We start from the raw sequence: 26654 nt of genomic DNA, 5'->3' as shown, positions 1-26654 counted from the left end.
GAAATGGCCTCAGATATCGGCAGGCGTCAGGAAGGCTTCGAGATAGCCGGCGCCAGGCGCAGCCTCCGCAAGACTGCCGTTGAACCGGACCACCGCAAGTGCGGAGGTCGGGAAGCCGTGGTTCAGCATGGCCCGCGCGGTCTCGTTGCCGTCGCCTGAGAGCGCCATGGCGAGATCCTCAATCATCGGATTGTGGCCAATGACGAGCAGGGCGTCCAGCCCGCCATTCTGCCGGACGGCAGCGAGGTACGCGGCGGCATCGTCGTTGTAGAGCGCGTCAAAGAACAGCACCCGGCCCGTGTCCGTATGGCCAGCTAAGCTTTCCAGCGTCTGGCGGGCACGCCTGGCGCTTGAGCACAGGGTGAGGCCCGGTACGTATTTGCGAGAACGCATCAGCACGCCCATCGCTTCGGCATCGGCGAAGCCAGATGTATCGAGCGGGCGGTCGAAGTCGGCGACGCCGGGCAGCGCCCAGCCGGCCTTCGCATGCCTCAGCAGGTAAAGTCTGGTCACCGGATCCCCGTTGTGCCGGGCACCGAACCCGTCAATACGCCGCAGGATTTGCCATCAGAAGAGCTCCGTGCGCAATGGCAAGCGTCCTTCAAGCATAGCGAATCATGTATGAATTCGGTCGTATTCTTCGCAAAAAGGGCATCGCGGATGCCGTTTGTCCGGGACTAACAATTGCGTGAAACAGTCGTCGATTGACCTTGTGCAGTTTTCGGTCCGCGAATATATAGGCGCCAAATTTGGGGTTTGTTGGGTGAGTCGAATGAACGACATCGTTACCGCCGATTACGTACCCTCCGAAGACGAGCCGTTCATGAACGAGCGGCAGAAATCCTACTTTCGCCTGAAGCTCGTCACCTGGAAGAACGACATCTTGCGTGAAGCGCGCGAAACTCTCGAAATCCTGCAGCAGGAAAACGCCAACCATCCCGATCTCGCCGATCGGGCTTCCTCGGAAACCGACCGCGCCATCGAACTTCGCGCCCGCGATCGCCAGCGAAAACTCATCTCGAAGATCGATTCCGCCCTCCAGCGCCTTGACGAAGGCACCTACGGCTATTGCGAGGAAACAGGCGAGCCGATCGCGCTGAAGCGGCTCGACGCGCGCCCGATCGCGACCTTGTCGATCGAGGCACAGGAGCGCCATGAGCGGCGCGAGAAGGTGTACCGCGACGACTGAGTCGGCGGGAAAAACAGAGCGGCATCGGTAAAGCGTTCAAAATGGCCGGTTTTCCGGCCATTTTCATTGGCCGTTCGCTATCAGCCTATCTTTTCTGATTGGACAACTCGCCGAGGAGCTTCGTCATCTCGTCGTCGAGAGAGGGCGATGCCTTCGCCACCGGCTTGCTCGGCGTTTGGCTGAAGCGTGGCTCGTCGAGGGAAACCTCCAGCTCCTTCATCAGCGCATCGTCGATCGACTCGTGCTGTGCCGGCGGCTCGTATCTTGCCGGGGAGTCCTGTCTTGCCGGCGGCGGCGTATGCCGTGAAGCATTGGCGTTGACGGATCCATAATTTGGCAACGGTGTGACGTTCGATGCCGGTTTCGGCGCCGGTGCCGGCATTGTTGCCGGCATTGTCGCCGTCTGGCGGGCTCGGACAGGGGTTGCGGCTACGCTTGCCGCCTGCGGCGGCGCTTGCCTCACCGGCGCGGCTGTGGTCTGAGCCGATCTTGCTGCCGGCTGGTGGCTGTTATCTCCGGTCAATGCCGGGCGGCGCAGCGCCGAGAGCCTGATGTCGCGCTCGACGACGACGTCGGTCGGACCACCGATCAAGAGCAGGTGCTCGATATCGTCGCGGCGCACCAGCACCAGCCGCCGGTGACTGTCGACCGCTGTGGCATCCATGACCGCCAGCCGCGTCTTGCGGTTCCTGCCGCCGGCGACGAATGTTCCGAAGGTCAGGCTGCGGACCAGCCTGATGATGAGAAGAATGATGAGCAGAAGGACAAGTACTGCAAACGTCCACAGGATTGCCGCGGCATAACCAGGACCCGCCACGCCATCCAGCCATTGCAGCATTGGTTCCCCCAAAATCAGCTTTCGAAGAGAGGCGACACTAGACTGTTGCGGCAGGCCACCGCAAGTTGCCTTTCACGCTTCGTGAACAGCTTGAAACACCGGAAGCGGAACGGCGTCTTTTTAGCGGACATTTGCCGCCGGGCCTTTTCCCGACCCTGAGAATATGATTCAACCGACACCGGAATTCACGAGCAGGGGGAACATGGCCAAGGAAGCGCGCGGCGATTTCTATCCGGTACCTATCGTCGACCAGAACACGCGACCGGGCGCGGTCACCCGGCTCATCGTCTTCATCGTCGTCCTGACGGGGGCAGCGATCGTCTTCGGCCTTTTCCGCGAGCGACTTGGCGACCCATTCCTGCTCGGCATGCTTGGCGTGTTGGCGATGATCGGCGTCGGCTTTCTGTTCGCCACTGCGATCGGCTTCGTGCACGTCACGCCGCGCTCGACAAGCGACGAACTGTCGAAAGCTTTCGTCGATTCGATGTCGCAAGGCCTCCTGGTCACCGATACCAAAGGCCGGATCATCTACGCCAACCGGACCTATGCCGACATGACGGGTGCCGAATCGGCCGCCGACCTCAAGACGGTCGAAGGTTTGCTTTCAGACGTTCCCGAGGCCTCGGTGACCATATACCGGCTGGCGTCAGGCCTGCGCGACGGCCAGCCGGGCGACGGCGAGTTTCGGCTCGCGCAGTCCATTCGGCCAGGCGCCGAACCGGGCGCGCGCTGGTACCGCGTCCGGGCCCGCGCGTTCAGCGTGCCAGGCCAGCGGCTGCCCATGCTTGCTTGGCAGCTTGCTGATATCTCGCAGGAACGGGCCGAGCAGGAGCGGTTCTTTCTCGACCTGCAAAAGGCCATCGATCACCTCGACCACGCGCCGGCCGGTTTCTTTTCGGCCGACCAGGAAGGCCGCGTCACCTATATCAACGCGACCCTTGCGGAGTGGCTGGGCATCGACCTGGCCAGCTTCACCCCCGGCGCCATCACGCTGCCGGAGATCGTCGCCGGCGACGGCATGGCGCTGGTCCGTTCGGTCAAGGCCGACGCGGGTACCACGCGCAATGCCGTTATCGATCTCGATCTGACGACGATGACCGGTGAGGCGCTGCCGGTGCGCTTCATGCATCGTGTTTCGGCCAGCCGAGAGGGGCTCAACGGCCCGACTCGCACCATCGTGCTCAACCGGACGCAAGGCGAAGACGCTTCGGCCGACCTTCGCGCCTCGGAAATACGCTTCACGCGATTCTTCAACTCGACGCCGATGGCGATTGCCGGCGTCGACCATGCCGGCCGCATCCTGCGCACCAATGCGCCGTTCCTGTCGCTGTTTTCCTCGGTCGTCGACCGCGACGCGGTCGATCGGCGTGTGCGGCTGGATACGGTGATCCACGAGCGCGACCGGCCGGCTTTCGCCGCGGCGTTCGAAAAGGCACGCCAGCAACAGGCTGATATCGAGCCGATCGATACGGTGCTGCCCGGCAATGAGGAGCGCCACATACGCTTCTACGTCAATGCGGTCGCAGACGGCACCGGCGGCGAGGGCGCCGAGGAATCGGCCATCGTCTATGCCGTCGAGACCACCGAGCAAAAGGCCCTCGAGGGCCAGATGGCGCAAAGCCAGAAGATGCAGGCGGTCGGCCAGCTCGCCGGCGGCATCGCGCATGATTTCAACAATGTGCTGACCGCCATCATCATGGCTTCGGACCTGCTTTTGACCAACCACCGGCCGTCCGATCCGTCGTTCCCGGATATCATGAACATCAAGCAGAATGCCAACCGGGCGGCCTCGCTGGTGCGGCAGTTGCTGGCCTTCTCGCGCAAGCAGACGTTGCGGCCGGAAGTGCTCAACCTGACCGACGTGCTCGCCGACCTAAGAATGCTGCTTGCCCGTCTGGTCGGCAACGATATCAAGCTCAGGATCGACCATGGCCGCGACCTGTGGCCGGTCAGGGTCGATATCGGGCAGTTCGAGCAAGTGGTGGTCAATCTGGCGGTCAATGCGCGCGATGCGATGCCGGCCGGCGGCGACCTCACCGTTCGCACCCGCAACGTCAGCGCCGGGGAATGCAAGACCTTTTCCTATCGCGAACTTACTCCGGCCGACTATGTGCTGGTCGAGGTTGAGGACAGCGGCAGCGGTATCGCGCCTGATGTGCTGAAAAAGATCTTTGAGCCCTTCTTCACGACAAAGGAGGTTGGCAAGGGAACGGGCCTCGGCCTGTCCATGGTCTATGGCATCATCAAGCAGACAGGCGGCTTCATCTTCTGCGATTCCGAAGTCGGCAAGGGATCCCTGTTCCGCATCTTCCTGCCGCGGCACATTGCGGAGGCAAGGAAGGCGGGCGAGGCTGGAGAAGTGCCGGCCGCACCTGCCAAGATCGCCGACTCAGCCAAGGATCTGTCGGGCTCGGCCACGGTGCTGCTGGTCGAGGACGAGGACGCCGTACGCATGGGCGGCATGCGTGCACTAAAGTCGCGCGGCTACACCGTCCACGAGGCGTCGTCGGGCGTCGAGGCGCTTGAAGTCTACGAAGCGCTCGGCGGCAAGGTCGACATCGTGGTCTCAGACGTGGTGATGCCGGAAATGGACGGCCCGACGCTGCTTGGCGAATTGCGCAAGCGGCAGCCCGACATCAAGTTCATCTTCGTGTCCGGATATGCGGAAGACGCATTCGCCAAGAACTTGCCGGCCGACGCACATTTCGGCTTTTTGCCCAAGCCGTTTTCGCTCAAGCAATTGGCCACGATCGTCAAGGACATGCTGGAATCCTGACCCTTCCAATGCTCCGCTTGCGCAATGCCGTGAGACTGCCATGATTGCAGGCGAAACGGGCGACGGGTTTTGGAAAGCATGCCGTGACGCCACACAACGAGGCCAGCAAGGGCGACTACGCAAGCACGGTGCTGCTGCCGGGCGATCCGCAGCGCGCAGAATGGATGGCGCAGACTTTTCTGGAGGCGCCGCGCTGCGTCAACCGCCGCCGCGGCGCGCTTGGTTTTACCGGCCTGTTTCGCGGCAAGCCTATCAGCATCCAGTCCACCGGCATCGGCGTCCCGTCATTCCTGGTCTACGTGCACGAGCTGCTGGATTTCTATGGTGCGAAAACACTGATCCGCACCGGCACCTGCGGCGGGCTGACCGCCGAGCTGGCGCTGCGCAGTCTGGTGATCGCGCAATCGGTGCGCGGTGAAAGCTCAGAAAGCGTTCAGAGTTTCGGGCTCTATCGTGCCAACGCCAGCCCCGATCCGGCATTGTTGGCCCAGGCGTTGACCCGGGCCGCCGAACTCGGCATCGACCAGCGGGCCGGCCTGACCATCTGCAGCGATATTTTTTATCATCCGCAGGGGCGCGAGCGCTTTGCCGAAGCGCAGGCACAGGGCGCGCTCGCCGTGGACATGGAAACCAGCGCGCTCTACCGCATCGCGGCCGATTTCGGTGCCCGGGCACTGTCGATCCTGACCGTCGTCGACAATGTGGCAACCGGCGAGCAGACCGATTATTCCGAACGCCAGGGGCTTTTCACCAATATGACCCGGCTGGCGCTCGACGTGGCGGCGGAGAGCTAGCGGCTTTCTGCCTTCCGGTGCTAATTCTCACGAGGTTGCGCATATTTTTTTCAACGTTTGGTGCAGGTCGAGGCGGTAAAGGCACCGTCCGGCTGCTTCATGATAACGTCGAAGGAGGGGGTGGTTCCGCTTTCCAGCGTCGCTTGCGTAAGCGAGATCGAGTTGCCGCCGCTGGTGTAGCCGCCCAGCGGACCCAGCCAAGTGATCACCCCGTCTGCATCCATCTGGTAGTTATAACTCTGCCGCGCGGTGCCGAAGCTCACCGGACCGCTATAGACGTTTCCCTTGATGGTGATGTCGCCGAGGCTGAGGAACATGCCAAGCAGATAGACTTCGCAATGATAGGGGCCGTCCGGCAGCTTGCCGTCGCTGAAGCCGGCGCGCGCTACAGTCGTCGTCGCCAGCAGAAGCATGGTGATGAAAATGCAAGACGTTCGGAAGGCCATGGCGTCGCTCGTTTAAGGGTTCGAACTTGCCCCATTTCGCTGCGGCGCTGCAATCCTCGCCAGTGCTCTTGTGATGCTGCTCAAAATTCGGGCATTGGCCCGTACATGAGTAAAACTTAGGCTGATACGGGTGATCTTTTCTCAGTTCGAACCTGGCAGGCGAGGTTCATCTCCTGCGCCTAATACATTAACCGACTGACAGAGCTGGGAAATCTCAGATCTTCCGATCTTGCTCCGGTAATTGGCACAGCCGTTGCATGGTCTGTTCCGATGCAGTTAACCAGCTTGGGAGTTTAAAAGTATGAGGGGCAGTTTCTCGACAATAACAAAAATGTTTTCGGCCGGCGTGGTCACCGCCGGCCTGCTGATGAGCATTCCCGCCAAGGCGGCCGACGACACCATCAAGGTCGGCATCCTCCATTCGCTGTCGGGAACCATGGCGATCTCGGAGACGACGCTAAAGGACGCCATGCTGATGCTCATCGAAGAGCAGAATGCCAAGGGTGGCCTGCTCGGCAAGAAGCTCGAGGCGGTGGTCGTCGATCCGGCTTCCAACTGGCCGCTGTTCGCAGAAAAAGCGCGCGAGCTGATCTCGAAGGACAAGGTCGCGGCGGTGTTCGGCTGCTGGACCTCGGTGTCGCGCAAATCGGTGCTGCCGGTGTTCAGCGAACTCGACAACATCCTGTTCTACCCGGTTCAATATGAGGGCGAGGAGAGCGAGCGCAACGTGTTCTACACCGGTGCGGCGCCGAACCAGCAAGCCATTCCCGCGGTCGACTATCTGATGAGCGAGGATGGCGGTTCGGTGAAGCGCTGGGTGCTCGAAGGCACCGACTATGTCTATCCGCGCACCACCAACAAAATTCTTGAAGCCTATCTGAAGGCGAAGGGCGTTGCTGCCGAAGACATCATGGTCAACTATACGCCGTTCGGCTTCTCCGACTGGCAGACCGAAGTCTCGGCAATCAAGAAGTTCGGCTCGGCTGGCAAGAAGACCGCTGTCGTCTCGACCGTCAACGGCGACGCCAACGTGCCGTTCTACAAGGAACTCGGCAATCAGGGCATCAAGGCCGAGGATATTCCGGTCATGGCCTTCTCGGTTGGTGAGGAAGAGCTTGCCGGTCTCGACACCGCGCCGCTCGTCGGCCATCTCGCCGCCTGGAATTATTTCGAGAGCGTCGACACGCCCGAGAACGCGAAGTTCATCGCCGATTGGCACAAATTCATCAAGAACGACAAGCGCACCACCAACGACCCAATGGAAGCCCACTATATCGGCTTCAACATGTGGGTGAAGGCGGTAGAGAAGGCCGGTACCACCGATCCGGACAAAGTCATCGACGCCATGGTCGGTGTCTCGGTGCCGAACCTGACCGGCGGTTATTCGACCATGATGCCGAACCATCATATCACCAAGCCGGTGCTGATCGGCGAAATCCAGGCCGACGGCCAGTTCGAAACCGTCTCGCAGACGCCGGGCCTGGTGATGGGCGACGAGTGGTCCGACTACCTGCCTGATTCCAAGGACCTGATCTCCGATTGGCGCGCGCCTCTATCCTGCGGCAACTTCAACGTTGCCACCGGCAAATGCGGCGGCAAGGGAACCAACTAATCCTCCCGGTCTGTCCTCCCAGACCGCAAAGCCTCCGGGCGGGCTCCTTCTCCAGCCTGCCCGGAGGCGACATTCAACCTCCAAGAGCCACCAGAAACCGATGATCCTGATCCGCGCGATTGGCCTGATGCTGCTGCTCCTCCTGGGGGCGCTGCTGCCGTCGAACGCCAGCGAAGCAGATCTGCGCGCCGTCATCGCCAAATTCGCCACTGCCGCCAATTTTCCGGCGATCGAAGCCGTCGTGCGCGAGCTTGCGGCTTCCGGCGATCCGGCCGTCGAACGGCCGCTTGCCGCGCTTGCGGAGGGCAGCCTTTACGTCCGCAAGGCCGATTCACTGGTCTTTGTCGGCAAGGAGAGCGGCGACGGTATTGAGCTGCTCGATGCGCTCACCGGCGAAAAATCGGGCGAAGCTGCCAAGGCCGACATCACCAAGATCAAAGTCAACAACACGCTGCGCCGCGTCATCCGCGACGCGCTGGGCACACTGACGCTTGGCTCCAAGGACCCGGCCGTGCGCATTGCCGCCGCCGACACCATGTTCAAGACGCCGGACGCGGCAAACATCGAGCCGCTCGACACCGCCATCGCCAATGAGAGCGTGGCAAGCGTCAAGGCGCTGCTCGAACATGCCCGCGCCGCGTCGGTTCTCGTTTCCGACAGGCCGGAGGCCGACAAACTGGCGGCTATCGCTCTCATCGGCGCGCGCGGCGACCGCGATGCGGTGTCGCTGCTCACGTCTGTAGAGGCCAATTCCGAAGGTGCGGTGAAGGACGCGGCGACGGCTGCGATCGCCAATATCAATTCGACGCTGGCGCTGTGGGATGCCGGCCAGAATATCTGGTACGGCATATCGCTCGGATCGGTGCTGCTGCTGGCGGCGATTGGCCTGGCCATCACCTTCGGCGTCATGGGCGTCATCAACATGGCGCATGGCGAGATGGTCATGCTCGGTGCCTACACGACCTTCGTCGTGCAGGAGGTGATCCGGAATTCCTTTCCCGGTCTGTTCGACTGGTCGCTGGTCATCGCCTTGCCGCTGGCCTTCCTAGTGGCGGCGCTCGTCGGCCTTGTCATCGAGCGCGGGCTGATCCGCTTCCTCTACGGCCGGCCGCTGGAGACGCTGCTGGCGACATGGGGTGTGTCGCTGATCCTGCAGCAGGCCGTACGCACCATCTTCGGGCCGACCAACCAGGAGGTAGGCAACCCGTCATGGATGTCCGGCTCGTTCAATATCGGCCAGCTTGCCGTGACATGGAACCGGCTCTGGATCCTGGTATTCGCGCTTGGCGTGTTCGCGGTGCTGCTCTACGTGATGAAGCGCACGCCTTGGGGGCTGCAGATGCGTGCCGTCACCGCCAACCGCCGCATGGCCGCCTCGATGGGCATCAGGACGCCGTGGGTCGACGCCCTGACGTTTGCACTCGGCTCCGGCATTGCCGGCATAGCCGGTGTCGCGCTCAGCCAGATCGACAACGTCTCGCCCAATCTCGGTCGCGGCTACATCATCGACAGCTTCATGGTCGTCGTCTTCGGCGGTGTCGGCAATCTCTGGGGCACGCTGGTCGGCGCCTTCTCGCTCGGCATCGTCAACAAGTTCCTCGAACCTTATGCCGGAGCGGTGCTCGGCAAGATCGTCGTCCTGGTGCTGATCATCCTGTTCATCCAGAAACGCCCGCGCGGCTTGTTTGCGCTCAAGGGCAGGTCGGTGGAAGCATGATCACGGGACGTTTCTTTGCCGCCGGCGCCGATCGTCGCGTCGCCATCACCATCTTCGTCCTGCTGGCGGCCGGCATCGTCGTGCCGCTGCTCAACCTTGCGGTCTCGCCGACAAGTTCCTTCTACGTGCCGTCTTATATCGTGGCGCTCACCGGCAAATATCTCTGCTACGCACTGCTCGCCTTGGCGCTCGATCTCGTCTGGGGCTATTGCGGCATCCTCTCACTCGGCCACGGCGCCTTCTTCGCGCTCGGCGGCTATGCGATGGGCATGTACCTGATGCGCCAGATCGGCTCGCGAGGCGTCTACGGCAATCCGCTGCTGCCCGACTTCATGGTGTTCCTGAACTACAAGGAATTGCCGTGGTTCTGGTATGGCTTCGACCATTTCTGGTTCGCGGCGGTCATGGTGCTTGCGGTGCCCGGCCTGCTCGCCTTCGTCTTCGGCTGGTTTGCCTTCCGCAGCCGCGTCACCGGCGTCTATCTGTCGATCATCACCCAGGCGATGACCTATGCGCTGCTGCTTGCCTTTTTCCGCAACGACATGGGTTTCGGCGGCAATAACGGCCTGACCGATTTCAAGGACATTCTAGGCTTCAACGTGCAGGCCGACATGACACGCTCGGCGCTGTTCGCGGCCAGCGCCGTCATGCTCGCGTTTGCCGTCTTCGTCACCTGGGCGATCGTCGGTTCCAAATACGGCAAGCTTTTGATGGCGGTGCGCGACGCCGAAAGCCGCACGCGCTTTCTCGGCTGGCGGGCGGAGAACGTCAAACTGTTCGCCTTCACCGTGTCGGCGGTGATGGCCGGCATCGCCGGTGCGCTTTACGTGCCGCAAGTCGGCATCATCAACCCTGGCGAGTTCGAGCCGTCCAATTCGATCGAGGTGGTGGTGTGGGCGGCCGTCGGCGGGCGCGGCACCATCGTCGGACCGATCATTGGCGCGCTTCTGGTCAATGCCGGTAAGTCCTGGTTCACCGGCGTGCTGCCGGAGTTCTGGCTGTTTGCGCTGGGCGGCCTGTTTGTCGCCGTCACGCTGTTCCTGCCCAAGGGCATCATCGGCATGTGGGATTCCTGGCGCGGCAATGCCAAGGCGCTGCGGGCAGCCTCGATTGCCGAGGAAGCCGGCACCGATCCTGACACGCCGGTGCCGCCGAAAACCGATCGCTCGGCGGCGAGAAGGCCGGGCGACTGGTCGGCCTCCGGTGCCGAACCGCAGCCGGCGGAGTGATGGCCTGATGTCGAAGAGCAACACCATCCTCTATCTCGACGGCGTGTCGGTTTCCTTCGATGGTTTTCGCGCCATCAACAACCTGTCGCTGGTGCTCGACAAGGGCGAGATGCGGGCGATCATCGGCCCCAACGGCGCCGGCAAGACGACGATGATGGACATCGTGACCGGCAAGACGCGGCCCGACGCGGGCGAGGTCTTCTTCGACGGCGAGGTCGACCTGACTAAACACGACGAGGCCGAAATCGCCATGATGGGCATCGGCCGTAAATTCCAGAAGCCGACCGTCTTCGAAAGCCACACGATCGAGGACAATCTGATGCTGGCGCTGAAAGGCCCGCGCTCGATCTTCCCGGCACTGTTCCATCGTCGCTCGGCCGCGGAAGCGCGGCAGATCGACGACATTCTCGGCATCATCCGGCTTGGCGACAAGCGCGACGAACTCGCCGCCAATTTGAGCCATGGCCAAAAACAATGGCTCGAGATCGGCATGCTTTTGGCGCAGGATCCGAAGCTGCTGCTGGTCGACGAACCGGTTGCCGGCATGACAGACGCCGAGACTGAGGAAACCGCGCGGCTGCTTAGAGACATCGCGCGCGACCATTCGGTCATCGTCGTCGAGCACGACATGCATTTCGTGCGCGAGCTCGGCGTCAAGGTTACCTGCCTGCACGAAGGCTCGGTACTTTCCGAGGGCTCGCTCGACTTCGTTTCGGCCGACGAGCGCGTCGTCGAAGTCTACCTGGGGAGATGAGCATGGTCTGGCGCGTTCCGTTCCATCATTTCGACCTTTCGTTTTTCAGGCGTAGGAGAAAGCGCTGACCATGCTCGAAGTCTCCAATGCCACGCTGCATTACGGCGCCGCCCAGGCGCTGCGCGGCGTCTCGCTAAAGGCCGGCGCCGGCAAGATCACCTGTGTGCTCGGCCGCAACGGCGTCGGCAAAACCAGCTTGATGAGATCGATCGTCGGCCATCACCGGCTGACGAGCGGAAGTGTTGCCTTCGAGGGGAAGGCGCTCGACCGGAGCGCGGCGTATGATCGCGCCCGGTCGGGCATCGCATTCGTGCCGCAGGGCAGGGAGATCTTTCCACTGCTTACGGTGCGGGAAAACCTCGAATCGGGATTCGCGCCGCTGAAGCGCGCCGACCGCAACATTCCCGGTCACGTCTTCGAGCTGTTTCCGGTGCTGAAGCAGATGCTCGCGCGCCGCGGCGGCGATCTGTCCGGCGGCCAGCAGCAGCAGCTTGCCATCGGCAGGGCACTGGTGATGCGGCCGAAACTGCTGGTGCTCGACGAGCCGACCGAAGGCATCCAGCCGTCGATCATCAAGGATATCGGCCGCGCCATCCGCTATCTGCGCGACCAAGCCGGCATTGCCGTGCTTTTGGTCGAACAATATCTCGATTTCTGCCGGGAATTGGCCGACGAGGTCAATATCATGGACCGCGGCCAGATCGTCCATACCGGCCCCGCCGAGGATCTCGACCGGGCGGACGTGCGGAAATTCCTGACCGTCTGAATTCTTATTGATTCTATTACTTTGCAACTCTGGCGCGCCGAAGATTGCGTGCTAGATTTTGCTTGGCCTTGGTGAGTCGGCCGCTTTCCGTACCAGTTCCAAATTGGCAGATCAGGGGAAGGCGCGGGCCGCTTGCGCGCAAGCCGCTCCCTCCAGCGATCTGTTGTCGTCCAACATTTCGGGTGCTTGGGAGCCAGGCCAGACGATGGAGCGCTATGTCGAGGACTACCAGAAACGACGGCTCACGGAGCGTGTCGACATCATAACCGCCATCAACATTCTGAAATCGCAGGGATATGAACACGACGAACTTATCGCGGAGGTCACCAAGGTCTTCTATGTCGATCTCGATGCTTTCAACGAGATCGTCAGGGTTGATCGGCGTCCGGACGAGCGCGCCGCATAGGCGGTAATCTAGGAGCCGGTCAGCCGGACCGCCGACAGCGGGGCGTCAGCCTGCGACCCGCTTCATCAGCGCGATGGCGCCGAATGGAGCGCGGACCTTGCCCTCGGTGATGAAGTAGACGAACACGTCGCGTGGCTTGATCGGCGCGTCGGTCGAAGGATCGGCGCGGGGCAGCTCGGCCGGTACCTTGCCTTGCGCCCAAGTCTTGGCGCGGGCCGCCCATTCGTTGAGCGCCTTGGGCGTATAGCAATCGGGATTGTCGTCGCTGCCGGTCTGCAGGCGCGCATAGATGAAATCGCCGGTGACGTCGGCAATCGCTGGATATTTAGCATGATCAGCAAAAACGATCGCGACCTTGTGCTTGCGTGCCAAGGCGGCGAACTCGGGCACGACGAAGCTGTCATTGCGCACCTCGACCGCGTGGCGCAGCGCAACGCCGTCCTGCTTCTCCGGCAATAGCTTGAGGAACGCCTCGAAGTCGTCCGGGTCGAACCGCTTGGTCGGCGCGAACTGCCACAGGATCGGCCCAAGCTTGTCGCCAAGTGCCGCGACGCCCGACCCGAGGAAGCGCATCACCGATTCGCCGGCCTCGCCGAGCACGCGGCGGTTGGTGACGAAGCGGTTGCCCTTCAGCGAATAGACGAAACCATCCGGCGCCTCGTTGGCCCATTTGACGAAGGTCGGCTCCTTGAAGCTCGAATAATAGGTGCCGTTGACCTCGATGGTCGGCACCTGCCGGCTGGCGTAATTCAGCTGCTTGGCCTTCGACAATTTGTCCGGGTAGAAGGACGTGTCCCAGGGCTCGAAGGTCCAGCCGCCCATGCCAGCGCGGATTGTTCCTGATTGAGTCATGGTAGTCCTCCCGGTTTGCAGAAAAAGGATCACGCGATGGCGGTCGTCTCGACGGCTTTCGCCATGTCGACGACCGTCCATCCTGGCCGATATGGATTGGGCCGGCGACCCGTTTCGCGAAAGCCGTAGGCCTTATACAACGAAACGTTCCGTTCCATTCTGGAATTGGTGTAGAGTCGGATTTCAGGCAAGCTCCACAGGCGCGTCTGTTGCTCGGCCCAGTCGAGCAGCGCTATGCCGAAACCCTTGCCTTGAAAGGCGGGCGCAACGGCGACGCTGAAGATCACTGTGTGGTCATCGTGCCGTTCGAGAACGATCAGGCCGGCCGGCTGTCCGTCTTGCTCCGAAAGCCAGACCTCGCCGCGTTCTATGCGCGGCGCATAGTCCTCGGTGACGGGGATCGGCGGCGCTCCGAACAGGGCAGTGTAGGGCGCGTAGGCGTCGGTGGTGAGCGAGATCACCGTAGGGAGATCATCGGCCCGAGCGGCTCTCATGATCAAAACTGGCCCGCGCCGGCAGCGGCCGCAATCACCTTGTCCATGCCGGCGGCGATCGCGGCGACAGCATTGCGGCTAGCGTCGCCCAAGCCGTGGCGTTCCGCCAGCCAGTGTGCGTCATTGTAGGAGAGCCAGACCGTGCCTTGCTCGTCCTCCCAAGCCAGCGCCTTGACCGGCAGATCGATGCCGGCAAGCTGCCGGTCCTGCATCAGTGGCGTACCGCCTTTGGGATTGCCGAAAATCAGGAGCTGGGTTGGACGCAGTGATGTTTCGACATTGCGCGCACCGGCGGCGTGGTCAATGCGGGCGAAGACCAGCAATCCTGCACGTTCCACAGTCTCGACCAGGCGATCGATGGTTTCGGCCACGCCGAAGCTGCTTTGGACCGTGATGACACCGTTCTTTGCCATCACTCCGCCGCTTCGCGCTTGCCTCCTGGGCGCCGCTCCAGCAATTCCCTCAGGAACTGCCCGGTATAGCTGCGCTTTTCGCGAACGATGTCCTCCGGCGTGCCGGACGCCACCAGCTCGCCGCCGCCGTCACCACCTTCGGGGCCAAGATCGAGAACCCAGTCAGCGGTCTTGATCACCTCTAGATTGTGCTCGATGACGACGACCGTGTTGCCCTGGTCGACCAGCTCGTGCAGCACTTCAAGCAGCTTGGCGACATCGTGGAAATGCAGGCCGGTGGTCGGTTCGTCGAGGATGTAGAGCGTTTTGCCGGTTGCCTTGCGCGACAGTTCCTTGGCGAGCTTGATGCGCTGCGCTTCGCCGCCCGATAAAGTCGTCGCCTGCTGGCCAACATGGATGTAGCCGAGGCCGACCCGTTTCAGCGTCTCCAGCTTGTCGCGCACGCCGGGCACGGCGGCGAAGAAATCGACGCCTTCCTCGACCGTCATGTCGAGCACGTCGGCGATGGACTTGCCCTTGAACAGCACGTCGAGCGTCTCGCGGTTGTAGCGCTTGCCGTGGCAGACATCACAGGTGACATAAACGTCGGGCAGAAAATGCATCTCGATCTTGATGACGCCGTCGCCCTGGCAGGCCTCGCAGCGGCCGCCCTTGACGTTGAACGAGAAACGGCCCGGCTGGTAGCCGCGCGCCTTGGCCTCCGGCAGGCCGGCGAACCAGTCGCGGATCGGCGTGAAGGCGCCGGTATAGGTTGCAGGGTTGGAGCGCGGGGTGCGCCCGATCGGCGACTGGTCGATATCGATGACCTTGTCGAGGAATTCCAGCCCTTCGATGCGGTCGTGATCGGCAGGATGCTCACGCGAGCCCATGATGCGGCGTGACGCCGCCTTGAACAAGGTCTCGATCAGGAAGGTCGACTTGCCGCCGCCGGACACGCCGGTGACGGCGGTAAACGTGCCGAGCGGGATTTCAGCGGTGACGTTCTTCAGATTGTTGCCGCGCGCGCCGACGATCTTCAGCCGGCGGTTCTTTTTCGCCTCGCGCCGAACCGCAGGCGTCGCCACTTCGAGCTCGCCCGACAGATATTTGCCGGTGATCGAGGCGGGCGTCGCCATGATCTGCTGCGGTGTGCCCTGGGCGATGATGTGACCGCCATGGATGCCGGCGGCCGGGCCGATATCGACGACGTAGTCGGCATGCAGGATGGCATCCTCGTCGTGCTCGACGACGATGACCGTGTTGCCGATGTCGCGCAGATGCTTCAGCGTGTCGAGCAGGCGGGCATTGTCGCGCTGATGCAGGCCGATCGACGGCTCGTCGAGCACGTAGAGCACGCCGGTCAGGCCGGAGCCGATCTGCGAAGCGAGGCGGATGCGCTGGCTCTCGCCGCCCGACAGCGTGCCGGAGTTGCGCGACAGCGTCAGATAGTCGAGACCGACATCGTTGAGGAAGCGCAGCCGCTCGCGGATTTCCTTGAGCACGCGCACTGCGATCTCGTTCTGCTTGTCGTTAAGCGAAGCAGGCAAATCGGTGAACCACTGGTCAGCCTTGCGGATCGACAGCTCGGTGACCTCGCCAATGTGCTTGCCGGCGATCTTGACTGCGAGCGCCTCGGGCTTCAGCCGGTAGCCGCGGCAGGCCGGGCAGGGCGTGGCCGACATGAAGCGCTCGATCTCCTCGCGCATCCAGGCGGATTCGGTTTCCTTCCAGCGGCGCTCGAGATTGGGGATGACGCCCTCGAAGGTCTTGGTCGTCTTGTAGGAGCGCAGCCCGTCATCATACTGGAAGGCGATTTCGCGCTCGCCAGTGCCGTGCAGGATCGCTTGCTTTGCCTCTTCGCTCAAATCCTTGAACTTGTCGCCGAGCTTGAAGCCATAGGCAACGCCCAGCGCTTCCAGCGTCTGCGCATAATAGGGTGAGGTCGACTTCGCCCACGGGCTGACGGCGCCGGCACGCAGCGAGACATTCTCGTCGGGCACGACCAGGCTGGCGTCAATGGCGCGCTGGCTGCCGAGCCCGTCACAGGTCGGGCAGGCGCCGAACGGATTGTTGAACGAGAACAGCCTGGGCTCGATCTCGGGAATGGTGAAGCCGGACACCGGGCAGGCGAATTTTTCCGAGAACAGCATGCGCTCATGCGTCTCGTTCTTCGACTTGTTGACCGAATCCTCGCCGGTCTGGCTGGCGTCGAGCGGTTTGTCGGCAAATTCCGCCACCGCCAGCCCGTCGGCCAGCTTCAGCGCGGTCTCGATGGAATCGGCGAGCCGCGTCGCCAGATCGCCGCGCACGACGATGCGGTCGACGACGACGTCGATGTCGTGCTTGTACTTCTTGTCCAGCGCCGGCACGTCGGCGATCTCGTAGAAGACGCCGTCGACCTTGACGCGCTGAAAACCCTTTTTCTGCAGCTCGAGCAGTTCCTTGCGGTACTCGCCTTTGCGGCCGCGCACCATCGGTGCCAGGATGAACAGCCGGGTGCCCTCTTCGACCGCAAGCACCCGGTCGACCATCTGCGAAACCGTCTGGCTCTCGATCGGCAGGCCGGTGGCCGGCGAATAGGGGATGCCGACGCGGGCGAACAAAAGCCGCATATAATCGTAGATCTCGGTGACGGTGCCGACCGTCGAGCGCGGGTTCCTCGAGGTGGTCTTCTGCTCGATGGAGATGGCCGGCGACAGGCCGTCGATCTGGTCGACGTCCGGCTTCTGCATCATCTCGAGGAATTGCCGTGCGTAGGCCGAAAGGCTCTCGACATAGCGGCGCTGGCCTTCGGCATAGATGGTGTCGAAGGCAAGCGACGACTTGCCGGACCCCGACAGCCCGGTCATGACGATCAGGCTGTCACGCGGCAGGTCGAGATCGACATTCTTCAGATTGTGTTCGCGTGCCCCGCGAATGGAGAGATATTTATGGTCGGCCATCGCCGGTCGCCGCCTCAGAATCTGGAATTCGTGGGATGGGCGGGTTTTCCCGACCATCCCCTATGTAGGTAATTTCGCCGCCTTTTCGAGAGACGCCACAACTCTCGACCAAAGCGTTTAACCGCCTTTCGCGCGAACGGGCAAGCGGAAAGAACAAAGGCCGAACACGCTCCTGACAAAAGCTGCCCGTACAGCCGGCTTCACAAAGCGTCTCGCGATCACATTTTTCGGTAATCGGCTATTCAAGGTTGACGTCCATGCGTCACGGGGGCAGACTCCAAACGTCAACGAAGCCGGCCGTCTTTCGATGGCCTCGCGGCCTGGGGCTAGCCTGCGAGACGCCGCGGGTTATGCGATGAGCGCTTCGACGACGACAGTCACAATGAACAGAAGGAGAGCAGAGGCATGACTCCACCGGATAGTTCCTTGAGGCTCCACGTGTCGCTGGAGCCGCGGCAGGTATAAGTGGCCAGGTCAGGCGTTTTGCGCTATCTGCCAACGTTGACTTGCCGATCCCCACAACAATCAGAGACTGCTAGTCGGATCGTCGGTTGAATGCCGCGAAGCATCCGAAATAAAAAGCCGGCAGTACACTCCCGGCAATTTGGATTTTAGATCCAAGAAGCCCCGTCAGTTGCACAAGCAATGGCGGGGCTGTTCGTTTGAAGCGCACATTTGTGGTGCATACCAGGCGAACTTAGCGGCTGGGAGGCCTAATCCCGCCGGTGGCGACATCGATGGTGATGCTACCGGAAATCCGAACTTCGGTATCGCCGATCTTGAATGTGCCGTAGCCGCTGCTGGGAACCGCCCCGTCGGGCTCGGGCTGCAGCGCTGGCTCGGCGATGCGATAGTCGCTGGTCACACCGGGCAGGGCGCCCCTTTGCGCCGACGTCGAATTATCTTGGGCAAATGCCGTGCCCACCAGCATGTTCGTGCCCACAATGGCGGCAATGGCAAGGTATAGGCTGGGTGAACGGCTGGCGGTCATCACCTGACTATAGTGCGGCGATAGCGCCGAAGCCAGACCGGCGGCGCTGAAAGTTGCCGGCCCTTATATCGCTTCGAAGGTGCTTCACGCGGCCTGTTTGCGAGTGTCGAAAACATGGTCGACGAGGCCCCAATCCTTGGCCTCCTGCGCGGTCATGAAAAAGTCGCGGTCGAGCGTGCGTTCCACTTCTTCGTAGGTGCGGCCGCAATGCTGGGCGTAAAGATCGGTCATGCGCCGCTTGGTGCGAAGGATGCCCTCGGCATGGCGCTGGATGTCGGAGGCCTGGCCCTGGAAACCGCCGAGAGGCTGATGCAGCACGATGCTGGCGTTGGGCAATGCGATGCGCCGCCCCGGCGTGCCCGCCATCAAGAGGAACGAGGCCATCGAGGCGGCGAAGCCCATACAAACGGTGGAGACCGGGCAGCTGATGTACTGCATCGTGTCGTAGATGGCGAAACCGCTGGTCACCACGCCGCCCGGCGAGTTGATGTAGAGCGAGACCTCCTTGTCGGGATTGTCGGATTCCAGCGACAGAAGCTGGGCGCAGACCAGCGCCGAGGTGCCGTCGTCGATCGGGCCGTTGATGAAGACGATGCGCTCGCGCAGCAGCCGCGAAAATATGTCGAAGGCGCGTTCGCCGCGGCTCGACTGCTCGATCACCATCGGCACCAGATTGGCAAGGCCGCTCATCGTTTCTCTCCGTTGACTATTGTCGTTCAGGCCGCGCGCAGGAAGAGGCGCGGGATGTTGGCGGCGATCTGCTTGTGCCTGGGATTGCGCGCTTCAAACGAAAGCCGACAGCCGGCGCCTGCCATCGCGATCTCCGGCATCGCTGCCCGAGCAAAACCATCATGGACGATGCGCAGATGCGTGCCGCCGGAAACGGTGCGATCGAGCGTAAAGGTGACGATGCTGTCCACCGGGCTGTCGTCCATTGGGCTGTCCACCGGGCTGCCGTGCGGCGCCTGCGTATCGCCGGGCGCCGGCCGTTCCCGCCAGGAATAGCGCAGCAGCCGTCCGGGATCGGCGTCGAGGATTTCGCATTCGATCGGCGCCTCCGGCGCTTTAAAGGCAAAGCGGCTACCGATCTTTGGTTCAATGTCGTTCGGCATCATCCAGGCCGCGAGCAGGTCCGGCACCGTCAGCGCCCGCCACACCTTTTCCGGCGGCTCCGGCAGCTCGCACTCGAACTCGATCTTGTCTGCCGCCATTTCCGCGCGTTCTTTGCCTCGGCTGGTCATTGGTCCATGTCCTTCAAAACCGTCTTGAGCCTTTCGATGCGCTCTGGCCAGAACGCGCGGTAGCGTTCGATCCAGCCGAGCAGTGGCGCAAGCCCCTTCGGATCGGCGCGGTAATAGGCGTTGCGACCGGCCCGGCGCTCGACCACGAGGCCGGCGCCGCGCAGCACGGCGAGGTGTTGCGATACCGCCGGCTGCGATACCGGCATGCCAGTGCGCAGTTCCGACACCGTCATCTCGCCGCCGGCGAGCCGCTCATAGACGGCGCGACGCGTCGGATCGGCCAGTGCCCGAAAAATCTCTGCTTCGATCATGTCAAAAGCATAAGTCGATACTTATCGGTTTGGCAAGCCGTGTTTTTAAGACAGGCGGTGTTTTTTAAGACGGGCGAGGTTTTACAAACTCGCTGGAAGCCAGCGTCTCACCATGTCAGGGGATCCGTTGAACGTCGCCTCGAAAACTGGTGACGCGAGCACGGCATGGATATGAAGCATTTCGGAGCCGACGTTTCGGAAGCCATGTCGCCTGCGCGCGGCAACAACAAGCGACTGTCCGGCAGTCAAGACGACATGCTCTTCGTCGATCCACATCTCGGCCTTGCCAGCGATGACGGTAAGCACTTCCTCGACCGGGTGCCAATGTGTCGGGGCGCCAACCGCTGGTTCGACCCATTGTTCGAATATGCAAAGTTGAGTTGCGCCGTTGCGGGCCGAGACATGCATTCGGGTCTTTACCCCCGCCCGCCATTCTTCTTGCGGCTGATCGTCATGCGCGACCGTCTTCATGCGTTCGCCTCGATCCCATGGTCTGTGGAAATTCGACGCCAAGACACTACTTCTTACTGACAACTATTGACAGTGCAGGGCCTGTACTATAGAACGAAAAGAGAACAAAAACGTTGTGGGAAAAGGCAGCGACGGCAGGCAGGGCTTATCCATAGCCTGTAAGGTGCAGCGACAGAAATCTGGTTTCGGATGAGCGCGGAGAAGTATCATGGCGGGTAGCGTCAACAAGGTCATTCTGGTGGGCAACCTCGGGGCGGACCCTGAAATCCGCCGCCTGAATTCGGGTGACCCGGTTGTCAACATCCGCATCGCGACGTCGGAAAGCTGGCGCGACAAGACGTCCGGAGAGCGCAAGGAAAAGACCGAGTGGCACAATGTCGTGATCTTCAACGATCAGATCGCCAAGGTGGCCGAGCAGTATCTGAAGAAGGGCATGAAAGTCTACGTCGAGGGCCAGTTGCAGACGCGCAAGTGGCAGGACCAAACCGGCAATGACCGCTATACGACCGAAATCGTGCTGCAGAAATTCCGCGGCGAGCTGCAGATGCTCGATGCACGGGGCGAGGGCGGCGGCCAGGTCGGCAACTATGCCGGTGGTGGTGCCAGCCGCGGGTCCGATTTCGGCCAGTCCGGCCCGGGCGAAAGTTTCAATCGCGGTGGCGCCAACAAGGGCACCGGCGGTGGTTCGTCGCGCGAACTGGACGACGAAATCCCGTTCTGATTTCTCGGGGCGGACTGCCCTTGCGGCGAAAAGCGCCAGCACCTTGGCCACGAAATGGCGTCCCGAAAATCTGTCTTGGATTTTCGGGACGTTGTGCGTTTGAGCGGTGAAAGGACGGATTAGTGAAAGCAAGGGTCACATGGGTCGAGGAGCGCACTTTCGTCGGCGAGTCCGCCAGTGGGCACAAGCTGGTGCTAGGCACTGCGTTCGGGCCGGAGGGCAAGACGCCGGGGCCGAGCCCAATGGAGCTGGTGCTGATCGGCACCGGCGGCTGTTCGGCTTATGACGTGGTCCATATCCTGGAAAAGGGGCGCGAGGCGGTCGAAGATTGCGTCGTCGAACTCGATGCCGACCGTGCAGAAGCCGATCCCAAGGTGTTCACCCGCATCCACGTGCATTTCGTCGTCAAGGGCCGGGCGCTGTCGCACGACAAGGTAAAGCGCGCGATCGAGCTTTCGATCGAGAAATACTGCTCGGCCTCGGCAATGATGGCCAAGACCGCCGTGATCACCCATGACTTCGAAGTGATCGAGACGGCGAAGTAGGGCGGTTCCTACGTCGCCATCAGTGCCTTGATGCCGTCGGCGACGAACTGCACGGCGAGCGCCGCCAGTATGACGCCAAGCAGCCGCGTGAGGATCGAACGGCCGGTCTGGCCGAGGATACGGTCGATGCGCTCTGACAGCACGAACACCAGGTAGGTGATGACAAGGCAGATCGCGATGATGCCGACAAGTGCTGTCTGCGCGCTAAAACCCTGAAACGAGCTTGAGAGCAGGACGGTCGCCGAAATCGCGCCGGGACCCGCAATAAGCGGGATCGCCAGCGGAAAGGCGGCGATGTTGTGGATCATGTCCCTGGTGATGGCGACATCGCCGATCTTCTCCTTGCGGTCCTGCCGGCGCTCGAACACCATTTCGAAGGCGATGAAGAACAGCAGAAAGCCGCCGGCGACGCGGAAGGCCGGCAGGGTGATGCCGAAGACTGACAGGATCGACGCGCCGGCGACTGCGAACAACGCCATCACCAGGAAGGCGATGACCGAGGCGCGCACGGAGACCTGGTTGCGCTCCTCGCGGTTCATGCCGCGGGTCACGGCGAGGAAGAGCGGCGCCAGGCCGGGCGGATCGATCGTCACCAGTATGGTGACGAAGGCGTTGAACAGGCTGTCGAAGCTCGGCATGCTGACCCTCCCCGCCGGCAATGCCGGATAACGGGATTGGTAGAGCAAAGCGGTGCCAGTGGAAACCGTGCGGATCAGGGGCTGGCGGCGCGCCGCGCCAGAAACTCGACTTCGACACGCCAGGTGGCGCCGTCGTCATACGAGCGCTCGCCCAGCCAGCGGAAGGAATCTCCGGTGATCCGGGAAAAGCTCCAGCGTACCGAAGCGCCGGTGCCGTCTGCGCCCAATTGGACGATCGTGTCGCCTTCGACGCGGCCCAGCTGGCGGCTGTAATACTGGTTGCGCGGGTCGCTCCAGAAGATGTGCCAGGCGTCGACGCCTGAGTCATAGACGCGCAACGTCGTGCCATAGAAGGTCCATTTGCCGAGCGACGGCGAGGGGCCGGCGTCGCGAGCGGGCAGGATCCATACGTCCTGGATCGCGCGGCCCTCGAGCACCCAGCCGAAATGCACTTCGCCGCGCCCGGTCAGCACCTGGCCGTCCTCGAGATGGCGCGTGGCGTCGAACGTCCAGGCGCCGACGAAGCGGCCATAAAGGTTCAGTTTCTCGGCAAGGGCCGGTACGGGCCTATCGCTGTGCAGGGCCTTGGCAAAGGAATTGGACATGGCTTCGCTCTCATCTTGTCAGGAGACCGGTAAGCATAGAGGCCGACCGGGGTTCTGCGCTTGGGAAAAATTGCTATGTTTCGGCAATGACGACGAGCGCGCATAGGCTGGCGTCGGGCCGAGGCTGGCAGGTGTTGGATGTCGTCTGCATCGCTAGTGCCGCCGACAGGCCATTCGAGGAGGAGCATCGGGATTTCTGCGTCGCCGCCGTGACCAGCGGCACGTTCCGCTATCGTGCGCGCCAGGGCACGGCGATGCTGGCGCCGGGCGCGCTCCTGCTCGGCAATCCCGGCACCTGCTACGAATGCGGGCATGAGCATGGCACCGGCGACCGCTGCCTCTCCTTCCATTTCGGACTGGCCTATATGGAGCGGATCGTCGCCGACGCGGGCGCAAAGCAGCTTGATTTCAGCATGCCGCGCCTGCCGCCTTTGTCGGCGCTGGTGCCGCTGCTCGCCGAAGCGGAGGCGGCGCGCGAGATGGCCGACACCGGCGCGTTCGAGGAACTCGCCCTGCGTATTGCCGGCGCAGCCGTGACAGCGGCTTGCGGCGATACGGATCGGGGACGGGCGCCAAGTCGCCGTGACCAGAAGCGTGTCGCCGAAGCGGTGCGCCGCATCGAAATCGATGCCGACCGGCCGATCTCGCTTGCCGAACTCGCCGACGAGACCGCCACCAGCCCTTACCATTTCCTGCGCACCTTCCGGCACGTTGCCGGCATGACGCCCTATCAGTTCCTGCTGAGAGCGCGGCTGCACAGGGCAGCCGTGCGGCTGCGGACGTCAGATCAGGCGATCTCGGCGATCGCCTTTGCGGCGGGATTCAACGATCTATCAACCTTCAACCGCCGTTTCCGGCGGCTGATGGGCGAGACGCCGGGAACTTATCGCGCCCGCCGGCGACGCTCGTGAAAGGGTGCCACGGCCATATCGTCGCAATTGGTGTATCCTTTTGAATTTGCCGCTAAAAACGACACTGGAAAACTGCCGCGATTATTGGAGTTTCGGGCCGGCTTCCTATATAAGCACCAAGTGATTCCTGATTAGATTGTGATCCGATTTGACCGACCAAAAGACACCGCGCGGCGCCGACGGCGGCCCCACCGGCATCGAGCCGATATCCATCATCGAGGAGATGCAGCGCTCCTATCTCGATTACGCCATGAGCGTAATCGTCAGCCGTGCGCTGCCGGACGTGCGCGACGGCCTCAAGCCGGTGCATCGCCGCATCCTCTACGCCGCCTATGAGAGCGGCTATCACTGGAACCGCAAATATGTGAAATCGGCACGCCCGGTCGCCGACGTGATGGGTAAATACCATCCGCATGGCGACGCCTCGATCTATGACGCTTTGGTGCGCATGGCGCAGGATTGGTCGCTGCGCGTTCCGCTGATCGACGGGCAGGGCAATTTCGGCTCGATCGACGGCGATCCGCCGGCGGCGATGCGCTACACGGAATCGCGGCTGACCAAGGTCGCGCATGAGTTGCTGGAAGACATCGACAAGGACACCGTCGATTTCCAGGACACTTACGATGCGTCGGGCAGCGAACCGAAAGTCCTGCCGGCGCGCTTCCCGAACCTGTTGGTCAACGGCTCCGGCGGTATCGCCGTCGGCATGGCCACCAACATCCCGCCGCACAATCTGGGCGAGGTCTGCAACGGCGCCATTGCCCTCATCGACAATCCGGCGATCGACCTGCCGGCGCTGATGGAGATCATTCCTGGACCGGATTTCCCGACCGGCGGCATCGTGCTTGGCCGCTCCGGCATCTACAGCGCCTATTCGACAGGCCGCGGTTCCATCGTCATGCGCGGCCGCGTCAACGTCGAGCCACGCGGCAACGACCGTGAATCGATTGTCATCACCGAGGTTCCCTACCAGGTGAACAAGGCGTCGATGATCGAGAAGATGGCCGAGCTGGTGCGCGATAAGCGCATCGAGGGCATTTCCGACATTCGCGACGAGAGCGACCGCCAGGGTTACCGCGTCGTTATCGAACTGAAGCGCGACGCCGTCGCCGATGTCATCCTCAACCAGCTTTACCGCTTCACCCCGCTGCAGACGTCCTTCGGCGCCAATATGGTGGCGCTGAACGGCGGCAAGCCGGAATTGCTGACGCTGACCGACATGCTGAAGGCGTTCGTCGCCTTCCGTGAGGAGGTGATCAGCCGGCGCACGAAATTCCTGCTGCGCAAGGCGCGCGACCGCGCCCATGTGCTCGTCGGCCTTGCCATTGCTGTTGCCAACATCGATGAAGTCATCAAGCTGATCCGCACGGCGCCGGACCCGCAGACGGCGCGCGAGCAGTTGATGGAGCGGCGCTGGCCTTCGGGCGACGTGGAATCGCTGATTCTGTTGATCGACGATCCGCGCCATCGCATCAACGAGGACGGAACCTACAATCTCTCCGAGGAGCAGGCCCGCGCCATCCTCGAACTGCGCCTGCAGCGCCTGACCGCGCTCGGCCGCGACGAGATCGCGGACGAGCTGAATACGATCGGCGACGAGATCAAGGATTACCTGGACATCCTGTCGTCCCGCGCCCGCATCCAGCAGATCGTCAAGGACGAACTCATCGCCGTGCGCGACGAGTTCGGCACACCGCGCCGCACCGAGCTCGCCGAGGGCGGGGCCGACATGGAAGACGAGGACCTCATCCAGCGCGAGGACATGGTCGTCACCGTCAGCCATTCCGGCTACATCAAGCGCGTGCCGCTGTCGCTCTACCGGGCGCAGCGCCGCGGCGGCAAGGGCCGCTCCGGCATGTCGACCAAGGACGAGGATTTCGTCACCCGGCTGTTCGTCGCCAACACGCACACGCCGGTGCTGTTCTTCTCCTCACGCGGTATCGTCTACAAGGAAAAGGTCTGGCGCCTCCCGATCGGCAACCCGCAATCGCGCGGTAAGGCGCTGATCAACATGCTGCCGCTCGAACAGGGCGAGCGCATCACCACCATCATGCCGCTGCCGGAGGATGAGACGAGCTGGGGCGAGCTCGACGTGATGTTCGCCACCACGCGCGGCACGGTGCGTCGCAACAAGCTTTCGGACTTCGTCCAGGTCAACCGCAACGGCAAGATCGCCATGAAGCTGGACGAGGAAGGCGACGAGATCCTCGGCGTCGAAACCTGCACCGACAATGACGACGTGCTTTTGACGGCAAGTTCCGGCCAGTGCATTCGCTTTTCGGTCAGCGACGTACGCGTCTTCCAGAGCCGCAATTCGGTCGGTGTACGCGGCATAGCCATGGCCGATGGCGACCGGGTGATCTCGATGGCGGTGATCGAGCATGTCGATGCGCCGCCGGCCGAGCGGGCCGCCTACCTCAAGCGGGTGGTGGCTGAACGCCGGCTTGTCGTCGACATTGCCGCCGGTGAGGAGGAAGAAATCCAGCTTACCAATGAGGAGGTCGGCGAAGAGGCGGAGCTTTCCGACGAGCGCTACGAATTCCTCAAGGCACATGAGCAGTTCGTGCTGACGGTTACGGAATATGGCTACGGCAAGCGTTCGTCGTCCTACGATTTCCGTCTGACCGGCCGTGGCGGCAAGGGTATCCGCGCCACCGACGTGTCGAAAACGGCCGAAATCGGCCGCCTGGTGGCGACTTTCCCGGTCGGCAATGACGATCAGATCATGCTGGTTTCGGATGGCGGCACCGTCATCCGCGTCCCGGTCAACGGCATTCGTTTTGCCAGCCGCGCCACCAAGGGCGTTACGATCTTTAATACCGCAGAGGGCGAGAAGGTCGTTTCGGTGGAGCGGATTTCAGAGCCGCAAGCCGACGAAGAGATCGAAGAGAGTGTCGATGCTGAAGGTGGCGCTGCTACCGATGCCGAAGGTGGGGAGCCTGACACTACCGTCGAGTGAGTTTGCCGCGACGGCGCCAGCCCTATGGGCCGGCGTTCTCAAGAAACCCCAGCA

27 protein-coding genes are annotated in these 26654 nt (G+C 62.4%); 13 read left to right on the top strand and 14 right to left on the bottom strand.

Annotated elements, in window-relative coordinates:
• Nucleotides 1-9: 9 nt before the first annotated feature.
• A complete protein-coding gene (locus NKH91_RS05325) occupies nt 10-513 on the bottom strand; it encodes a SixA phosphatase family protein (RefSeq protein ID WP_352844136.1) in 504 nt (167 codons plus the stop codon).
• 259 nt (nt 514-772) lie between these two features.
• On the opposite strand from NKH91_RS05325, the gene dksA reads away from it, so the two are divergent.
• Nucleotides 773-1189, top strand: a complete 417-nt coding sequence (gene dksA, locus NKH91_RS05320; protein WP_023717816.1) for an RNA polymerase-binding protein DksA — start codon at nt 773-775, stop codon at nt 1187-1189.
• An 85-nt stretch (nt 1190-1274) separates the two neighbouring features.
• Here the strand turns inward: dksA and NKH91_RS05315 are convergent, their stop codons facing one another.
• Entirely contained in the window at nt 1275-2027 is a 753-nt protein-coding gene (locus NKH91_RS05315; RefSeq protein WP_352482239.1) for a hypothetical protein, read from the bottom strand.
• A gap of 202 nt (nt 2028-2229) precedes the next feature.
• On the opposite strand from NKH91_RS05315, the gene cckA reads away from it, so the two are divergent.
• Nucleotides 2230-4803, top strand: a complete 2574-nt coding sequence (cckA, locus tag NKH91_RS05310) for a cell cycle histidine kinase CckA (protein WP_352844134.1) — start codon at nt 2230-2232, stop codon at nt 4801-4803.
• Between the two features lie 83 nt (nt 4804-4886).
• Complete coding sequence (locus NKH91_RS05305; protein ID WP_352844132.1) at nt 4887-5597, top strand: purine-nucleoside phosphorylase; 711 nt, start codon at nt 4887-4889, stop codon at nt 5595-5597.
• Between the two features lie 50 nt (nt 5598-5647).
• On the opposite strand, the gene NKH91_RS05300 is transcribed toward NKH91_RS05305, so the two are convergent.
• A complete protein-coding gene (locus NKH91_RS05300) occupies nt 5648-6043 on the bottom strand; it encodes a hypothetical protein (protein WP_352844130.1) in 396 nt (131 codons plus the stop codon).
• A gap of 301 nt (nt 6044-6344) precedes the next feature.
• Here NKH91_RS05300 and urtA point away from each other — a divergent pair, with 301 nt between their 5' ends.
• The 6 genes from urtA to NKH91_RS05270 all read left to right on the top strand — a co-directional run bounded on the left by urtA (nt 6345) and on the right by NKH91_RS05270 (nt 12527).
• On the top strand, nt 6345-7655 hold the full coding sequence (gene urtA, locus NKH91_RS05295) for an urea ABC transporter substrate-binding protein (RefSeq protein WP_352448748.1): 1311 nt from the start codon (nt 6345-6347) through the stop codon (nt 7653-7655).
• A gap of 100 nt (nt 7656-7755) precedes the next feature.
• Nucleotides 7756-9372 (top strand): urea ABC transporter permease subunit UrtB, encoded by a 1617-nt coding sequence (urtB, locus tag NKH91_RS05290; RefSeq protein ID WP_352494573.1) that lies wholly within the window; start codon nt 7756-7758, stop codon nt 9370-9372.
• On the top strand, nt 9369-10601 hold the full coding sequence (gene urtC, locus NKH91_RS05285) for an urea ABC transporter permease subunit UrtC (protein WP_352844128.1): 1233 nt from the start codon (nt 9369-9371) through the stop codon (nt 10599-10601). Before urtB ends, urtC begins: the two co-directional genes overlap by 4 nt.
• Before the next feature lie 7 nt (nt 10602-10608).
• A complete protein-coding gene (gene urtD / locus NKH91_RS05280) occupies nt 10609-11355 on the top strand; it encodes an urea ABC transporter ATP-binding protein UrtD (RefSeq protein WP_023717809.1) in 747 nt (248 codons plus the stop codon).
• 70 nt (nt 11356-11425) lie between these two features.
• Nucleotides 11426-12121 (top strand): urea ABC transporter ATP-binding subunit UrtE, encoded by a 696-nt coding sequence (gene urtE / locus NKH91_RS05275; RefSeq protein ID WP_126041867.1) that lies wholly within the window; start codon nt 11426-11428, stop codon nt 12119-12121.
• A 205-nt stretch (nt 12122-12326) separates the two neighbouring features.
• Nucleotides 12327-12527: a hypothetical protein gene (locus tag NKH91_RS05270; protein WP_352844126.1), complete on the top strand. Its 201-nt coding sequence runs from the start codon at nt 12327-12329 to the stop codon at nt 12525-12527.
• A 45-nt stretch (nt 12528-12572) separates the two neighbouring features.
• Here NKH91_RS05270 and NKH91_RS05265 read toward each other — a convergent pair whose 3' ends face one another.
• The 9 genes from NKH91_RS05265 to NKH91_RS05225 all read right to left on the bottom strand — a co-directional run bounded on the left by NKH91_RS05265 (nt 12573) and on the right by NKH91_RS05225 (nt 20221).
• Nucleotides 12573-13379, bottom strand: a complete 807-nt coding sequence (locus NKH91_RS05265) for a DUF72 domain-containing protein (protein WP_352844124.1) — start codon at nt 13377-13379, stop codon at nt 12573-12575.
• Between the two features lie 29 nt (nt 13380-13408).
• Nucleotides 13409-13879: a GNAT family N-acetyltransferase gene (locus NKH91_RS05260; RefSeq protein ID WP_352844122.1), complete on the bottom strand. Its 471-nt coding sequence runs from the start codon at nt 13877-13879 to the stop codon at nt 13409-13411.
• Nucleotides 13876-14286 carry a DUF302 domain-containing protein gene (locus tag NKH91_RS05255; protein WP_352844120.1) on the bottom strand — a complete coding sequence of 137 codons (411 nt, stop codon included), beginning with the start codon at nt 14284-14286 and terminating at the stop codon, nt 13876-13878. The genes NKH91_RS05260 and NKH91_RS05255 overlap by 4 nt, the downstream gene beginning before the upstream one ends.
• Nucleotides 14286-17207: an excinuclease ABC subunit UvrA gene (uvrA, locus tag NKH91_RS05250; RefSeq protein ID WP_352789224.1), complete on the bottom strand. Its 2922-nt coding sequence runs from the start codon at nt 17205-17207 to the stop codon at nt 14286-14288. The genes NKH91_RS05255 and uvrA overlap by 1 nt, the downstream gene beginning before the upstream one ends.
• A gap of 697 nt (nt 17208-17904) precedes the next feature.
• Entirely contained in the window at nt 17905-18198 is a 294-nt protein-coding gene (locus tag NKH91_RS05245) for a hypothetical protein (protein ID WP_352789227.1), read from the bottom strand.
• Nucleotides 18199-18282: 84 nt separating this feature from the next.
• Entirely contained in the window at nt 18283-18888 is a 606-nt protein-coding gene (locus tag NKH91_RS05240; protein ID WP_352482251.1) for an ATP-dependent Clp protease proteolytic subunit, read from the bottom strand.
• 26 nt (nt 18889-18914) lie between these two features.
• The gene (locus NKH91_RS05235) at nt 18915-19439 is read right to left on the bottom strand and encodes an SRPBCC family protein (RefSeq protein ID WP_352789233.1); all 525 of its coding nucleotides are present in this window, start codon (nt 19437-19439) and stop codon (nt 18915-18917) included.
• Nucleotides 19436-19750: an ArsR/SmtB family transcription factor gene (locus tag NKH91_RS05230; protein ID WP_023717799.1), complete on the bottom strand. Its 315-nt coding sequence runs from the start codon at nt 19748-19750 to the stop codon at nt 19436-19438. The genes NKH91_RS05235 and NKH91_RS05230 overlap by 4 nt, the downstream gene beginning before the upstream one ends.
• An 81-nt stretch (nt 19751-19831) precedes the next feature.
• Nucleotides 19832-20221, bottom strand: coding sequence for a cupin domain-containing protein (locus tag NKH91_RS05225; protein ID WP_352587086.1), 390 nt, complete (start codon nt 20219-20221; stop codon nt 19832-19834).
• Nucleotides 20222-20429: 208 nt separating this feature from the next.
• Here NKH91_RS05225 and NKH91_RS05220 point away from each other — a divergent pair, with 208 nt between their 5' ends.
• Nucleotides 20430-20942: a single-stranded DNA-binding protein gene (locus NKH91_RS05220; RefSeq protein WP_023717797.1), complete on the top strand. Its 513-nt coding sequence runs from the start codon at nt 20430-20432 to the stop codon at nt 20940-20942.
• Nucleotides 20943-21064: 122 nt separating this feature from the next.
• Entirely contained in the window at nt 21065-21487 is a 423-nt protein-coding gene (locus NKH91_RS05215) for an OsmC family protein (RefSeq protein ID WP_352844117.1), read from the top strand.
• Nucleotides 21488-21495: 8 nt separating this feature from the next.
• On the opposite strand, the gene NKH91_RS05210 is transcribed toward NKH91_RS05215, so the two are convergent.
• On the bottom strand, nt 21496-22125 hold the full coding sequence (locus NKH91_RS05210) for a MarC family protein (protein ID WP_023717795.1): 630 nt from the start codon (nt 22123-22125) through the stop codon (nt 21496-21498).
• 74 nt (nt 22126-22199) lie between these two features.
• Nucleotides 22200-22730: a hypothetical protein gene (locus NKH91_RS05205; protein WP_023717794.1), complete on the bottom strand. Its 531-nt coding sequence runs from the start codon at nt 22728-22730 to the stop codon at nt 22200-22202.
• Between the two features lie 86 nt (nt 22731-22816).
• On the opposite strand from NKH91_RS05205, the gene NKH91_RS05200 reads away from it, so the two are divergent.
• Together NKH91_RS05200 and gyrA are read left to right on the top strand one after the other, a co-directional pair.
• The gene (locus NKH91_RS05200) at nt 22817-23641 is read left to right on the top strand and encodes a helix-turn-helix transcriptional regulator (protein ID WP_352587092.1); all 825 of its coding nucleotides are present in this window, start codon (nt 22817-22819) and stop codon (nt 23639-23641) included.
• Nucleotides 23642-23789: 148 nt separating this feature from the next.
• A complete protein-coding gene (gene gyrA, locus NKH91_RS05195) occupies nt 23790-26600 on the top strand; it encodes a DNA gyrase subunit A (protein WP_023717792.1) in 2811 nt (936 codons plus the stop codon).
• The last annotated feature ends 54 nt before the right edge of the window (nt 26601-26654 follow it).

It is taken from the genome of Mesorhizobium sp. M0894 (assembly GCF_040319725.1).
Classification (GTDB): domain Bacteria; phylum Pseudomonadota; class Alphaproteobacteria; order Rhizobiales; family Rhizobiaceae; genus Mesorhizobium.
This window is presented reverse-complemented; position numbering and strand designations above follow the sequence as displayed.